Origin of the sequence: Armatimonas sp., assembly GCF_031410135.1 — a bacterium.
Classification (GTDB): Bacteria; Armatimonadota; Armatimonadia; order Armatimonadales; family Armatimonadaceae; genus Armatimonas.
In genome coordinates, this window is record NZ_JANNYP010000475.1 from 1 (window position 1) to 4,267 (window position 4,267).

The window sequence follows — 4,267 nt, forward strand, 5'->3', positions numbered from 1 at the left end:
TGTCAGCGACAACTTTCTCACTGGATAGGATGGTCAGCGCTGTGGAAAAAGTAAAAGCCCGACTCTTGCGTGCCGCAGAGGCACTGGATACTGCTGGTCTCGCCTACGCCGTAGTCGGGGGGAACGCCGTCGCCTCCTGGGTCTCCTCCGTGGATGAAGCGGCGGTTCGCAATACGCAAGATGTGGACATGCTTCTTCGGCGCGGCGATCTGGAAAAGGCCAAAGTGGCGCTGGAGGCGATTGGCTTCATCTTTCGGCACGTCCGAGGCATTGATATGTTCCTCGACGGCCCCGATGCCAAAGCCCGCGACGCGGTGCATATTGTCTTTGCCAATGAGCGGGTGTTTGACACGGATATACTGCCACACCCCGACGTCACCGACTCCGTGCGAGCCGACCGTTTTCAAGTGCTTTCACTCGACGCTTTGGTGCAGATCAAGCTCACGGCCTATCGCCGAAAAGACCAAGTACATCTTCTTGACCTGATCGAGGTGGGGCTGATTGACGAAACTTGGACGACAAAGTACCCGCCAGAACTTGGCGCACGATTGCAAGCACTCCTCGATGATCCAGAAGGTTAATCATGAACAATAAATCTCTCACGATGCCGTTTTTAATCGCTTTAGGGCCACTGCTCCTGTATCCCCTTATGCGTTACGTGGCTTTGGGAACCTGGGAAAACTCGTACGAGACGCGCACAGTGGCAGTGCCGTTTTCCCAAGCCTACTCGGTTGCGCAAGGGGCAGTCCGAGAAGAAGGCTGGCGGGATCGGACGCGGGAGGTCTCCTCAACGGCGCATTCGATAGGTCTGCTGTATGGCGAGGGTAAGCACTTCCTTCTCCGTCCAGCTGATAATCTTGTTGTTTCCATCCAGGAAGTCCCTGGAAAACCGGGGCTCTCCAACGTGACCATACACTCCAGTAGCTCATCAGGCTCTGCTTTTGCTCTGCGTGATCGGGTTTATGAGAAAATGACAAAAAAAGCGTTACACCCGTGATCCCGGAGCTTGTTTGGGGAGACATTTGCGATCAACCCGTTGACGTGATCGTAAACGCCTGGAACCGCAATATCATCCCGTGGTGGCTGCTCTTGCCGCAAGGAGTCTCAGGGGCGATTAAAAAGAAAGCGGGCTACGAGCCGTTTCAGGAGCTGGCACGTTTCGGTGCGATGCCTCTGGGAAGTGCGCGACTCACCACGGCGGGGCGGCTTCCCTACAAAGCCATTATTCATGTCACCGGGATCAGCATGCTCTGGCAAGCGTCGGAGTTCTCGATCCGTGAGTCGGTGAAGAGTGCGATGCAGATTGTGGAAGAGAAGAAATTCGAGTCTGTGGCATTTCCCGTGATCGGGGCGGGTTCAGGGAGCTTTAACACAGAGCGTGCACTGGAGATCATGCTCGCGACGCTGGAAGAGATCTCGACAACGGGCACAGTTCGCATCGTGCGCTACAAAAAACAATAAACCGGGGCAGAATCTCTGCCCCGGTTTATCGGACGTCTTAGTTGCCGCCGTCTTTCTTCTTTTTCTTGGCACCACCTGCCGCAGCCTTTTTCATCTCCTCGAACTTCTTTTTCTGGTCAGGAGTCAGCACTTCCTCGACGGATTTCATGAGGTTCTTGGTGAGATCCATCATCTTGGTGCGCTTTTCTTTAGGATCCGTGACGTCAGCCACCTTCTTGCGCTCCTCGGTCATGGTCTTAAAAGCGGGCTTCAGCTTGTCCATCTGCTCAGACGTCAGGCCAAGCTCTTTCTCGAGTGTCTTGGGGTTCATTGCTCCCCCTTTGCGCTGGCCCTTGCCACCTTCTTGGCCCGGTTTGGCATCGCCGCCCTTGCCTGGCTTGGTGTCCTGTGCGAAAGCAGATGTCGCGACAAGCGCTAGTGCAGTGGCGAAGAGCATCGAAAAACGGTTGATTGTCATTTTTTGGTTCCTTTCGAAGCACCTTAGTGCGTTCTGCCCTCTCAGACGCAAGGCTTTACGGAAGGTTCAAACACGCGAGTGTGAAAAATTTGGTAGAATGTTCCCTATGGCCACACGGCAACAACGTAGCACCAAATCCAAGACTCGCTCCCCTGCCACGCTTTTTTTGCTCCTATTCGTGATCGTCCTGATTGGTCTGGTGTATTACTTCGGTTTTATCAAAGTGGACTGAGCCGCACGTGCCGAATCGTCTCGCCGTTGGGGCTACTAAAGCTGTAGGTAACGTGCACACTGCCATCGGAGGCTTGCATTAGCGACGGATACGACTTACTCGCTATATCGGCTTCATCAAGGTGCATTGTCTTCGTCCAACTCTTGCCTTCGTCCTCGGAGTACGAAAGCGCGAGCTGGTGGCGTCCGCTTTCCGTATCGTTGTAGCAAATCAGCCAGCGGCCATCCCGCAACTTCAGCACGTCCACGCTGGAGCCAGGGTTGAGGAGCTGGTGGTGCGTGGCGACAGTCCAGGAAAGTCCATTATCGCTCGACTCACTCACCAGCATCCGCTGTGGCGCGGGGCCGTTGTTGCGGCAAAACGCTACAATTACCCCATCTTTGCGCCGAACCAAGCTAGGCTGCACTGCCCCAGGCCCAATCAAGGGCTTGGAGCACGTCCACGTGGCCCCGCCATCGTCGGTGATGGCGATGAGCGAGAAGTTGTAGCCATCGGAGTAGAGCGGCAGGAGCATCCGCTTGCCCTCGATCAGCGGCTTGCAACGCCCCATCCAGCCCATGCGCCGCTTGAGTTTATTGTCCGCCATCGCGAGAAGCTCCGCCCGGTGCTTTTCGAGCTCCGGGTAGGCCGCCAGCACCTGGGGAAACTTGGCTCGAACTTCGGCAGGAAACTCCTCGTCGCCCGGCTTGAGCGGTACCACGCCCATGTCGTCCCACTGGCCCAGCTTGCGCCCCACTTTATACTTGAGCAGCGTGCTCTCCCAGTTGTTATCAAGCTGCGTCCCGTAGAACAGCCAGAGCCGCCCGTCACCATTGACCGTCAGCACGCAGTTCGTATCAGGAAATCCGGGCGTGTCGGCGAGCACAAAGGGCTTTGACCACACGCCGCCCTTGAGTGGCTTCGTCGCTCCCATGATTCGCACATCGTCGGCCTTGCGCTCACCCGAGCCCATGTACCAGCACACCAATAACTGCCCTCGGGGAAACTCCACGATACTGCTGCTATGGCTGTGCAGCTTGCCTAGCGGAAAGATAAGCTCAGAGGAATACGTCTTTGTCATGCGGAAATTGTAGCGCATCATGGATGATTTAAAAGGGATTTCGGGGCCGTTGCCAGAGATTTTTACAAAAGGTACGACGGCGGAGCAATGGCGCGGTAAGCGTCGCCCGGAGCTGTTGAGGCAATTCACGGAGCTGATGTATGGCGAAGCGCCACTGGCAGAGGCTCCCAAGGCAACGGTGCTGAGTGAGAAGCCCATGGACGGGTTTCTGCTCCGCACTATTCGCCTCCACACGGGGATTCTTGGTCCCGTCTCGCTTCAGCTCACGCTGCCGCTTAAACAAGCTAAGCCCGCCGCGACGTTTCTGGCACTGAACTTTAACGGCAACGAGGCGCTGCACACTGGCCCGACGGCGTGGAGCTTTTCGGAGGCGGCTCGGCGTGGGTTTGCAGTCGCGACGGTCTGCTACGAAGAGTTGGTGGCGGATCGGAAAGAGTCTCCGCTCTACGAGTCCAAGTACCGTGCGGTCTCGCTCTGGGCGTGGGGGTTTTCGCGCATGGTGGACTGGGCGCTGACGGTACCCGAGCTTGATGGGAAGAAGCTTATCGCGCTGGGGCACTCGCGCCTCGGGAAGGCGACGCTCTTGGCCGGTGCGCGCGACGAGCGCTTTGCCGCCGTGATTCCCCACCAGTCCGGCACGGGTGGCGCGGCCCCGAGCCGAGGCACGATTGGCGAGTCGGTGCAGCGCATCAACACGGTCTTCCCCCACTGGTTCAACGATGCCTACAAGAAATTCAATGAGCGCCCCGGCGAGCTTCCCTTTGACCAGCACTGCCTGATAGCCTGTGTCGCGCCCCGTCCGATACTTTTGTCCAACGCTCAAGAGGATACCTGGGCCAACTACGACGGCCAGTTCTCACTTTTAGATGCTGCCCTGCCCACCTGGAAGCTCCTCGGTGGCGACGAGAAGCTTGTACAAAAGTTCATGCGCCCCGGAAAGCACGCCATGCTCCCGGAGGATTGGACGGCTTTCCTGGCCTTTGGGGAGAAGCTCTAGCGGTTGATACGCTTCAGTTCGCCCAGCAAGAAGTCAATGTTTGTGAACGGATCGCCGCCG

The 4,267-nt window shown here is 57.2% G+C and carries 5 protein-coding genes; 3 read left to right on the forward strand and 2 right to left on the reverse strand.

Annotation, left to right across the window (positions count from 1 at the left end):
• Positions 1-581, forward strand: a 581-nt coding sequence (locus RMO15_RS17615; RefSeq protein ID WP_309714808.1) for a hypothetical protein, incomplete at its 5' end; no start/stop codon positions are given.
• 412 nt (positions 582-993) lie between these two features.
• The gene (locus RMO15_RS17620) at positions 994-1,461 is read left to right on the forward strand and encodes a macro domain-containing protein (RefSeq protein WP_369016133.1); all 468 of its coding nucleotides are present in this window, start codon (positions 994-996) and stop codon (positions 1,459-1,461) included.
• Between the two features lie 37 nt (positions 1,462-1,498).
• On the opposite strand, the gene RMO15_RS17625 is transcribed toward RMO15_RS17620, so the two are convergent.
• Both RMO15_RS17625 and RMO15_RS17630 read right to left on the reverse strand, forming a co-directional pair.
• On the reverse strand, positions 1,499-1,918 hold the full coding sequence (locus RMO15_RS17625; protein ID WP_309714812.1) for a hypothetical protein: 420 nt from the start codon (positions 1,916-1,918) through the stop codon (positions 1,499-1,501).
• Positions 1,919-2,136: 218 nt separating this feature from the next.
• Positions 2,137-3,210 (reverse strand): exo-alpha-sialidase, encoded by a 1,074-nt coding sequence (locus RMO15_RS17630; protein WP_309714813.1) that lies wholly within the window; start codon positions 3,208-3,210, stop codon positions 2,137-2,139.
• A gap of 19 nt (positions 3,211-3,229) precedes the next feature.
• On the opposite strand from RMO15_RS17630, the gene RMO15_RS17635 reads away from it, so the two are divergent.
• Entirely contained in the window at positions 3,230-4,207 is a 978-nt protein-coding gene (locus RMO15_RS17635) for a hypothetical protein (RefSeq protein WP_309714815.1), read from the forward strand.
• The last annotated feature ends 60 nt before the right edge of the window (positions 4,208-4,267 follow it).

Excerpts from the sequence above, each read along its gene's own strand:
- RMO15_RS17625 (WP_309714812.1), bottom strand. The coding sequence starts at position 1,918 with ATGACAATCAACCGTTTTTCGATGCTCTTCGCCACTGCACTAGCGCTT.
- RMO15_RS17630 (WP_309714813.1), bottom strand. The coding sequence starts at position 3,210 with ATGACAAAGACGTATTCCTCTGAGCTTATCTTTCCGCTAGGCAAGCTG.
- RMO15_RS17635 (WP_309714815.1), top strand. The coding sequence starts at position 3,230 with ATGGATGATTTAAAAGGGATTTCGGGGCCGTTGCCAGAGATTTTTACA.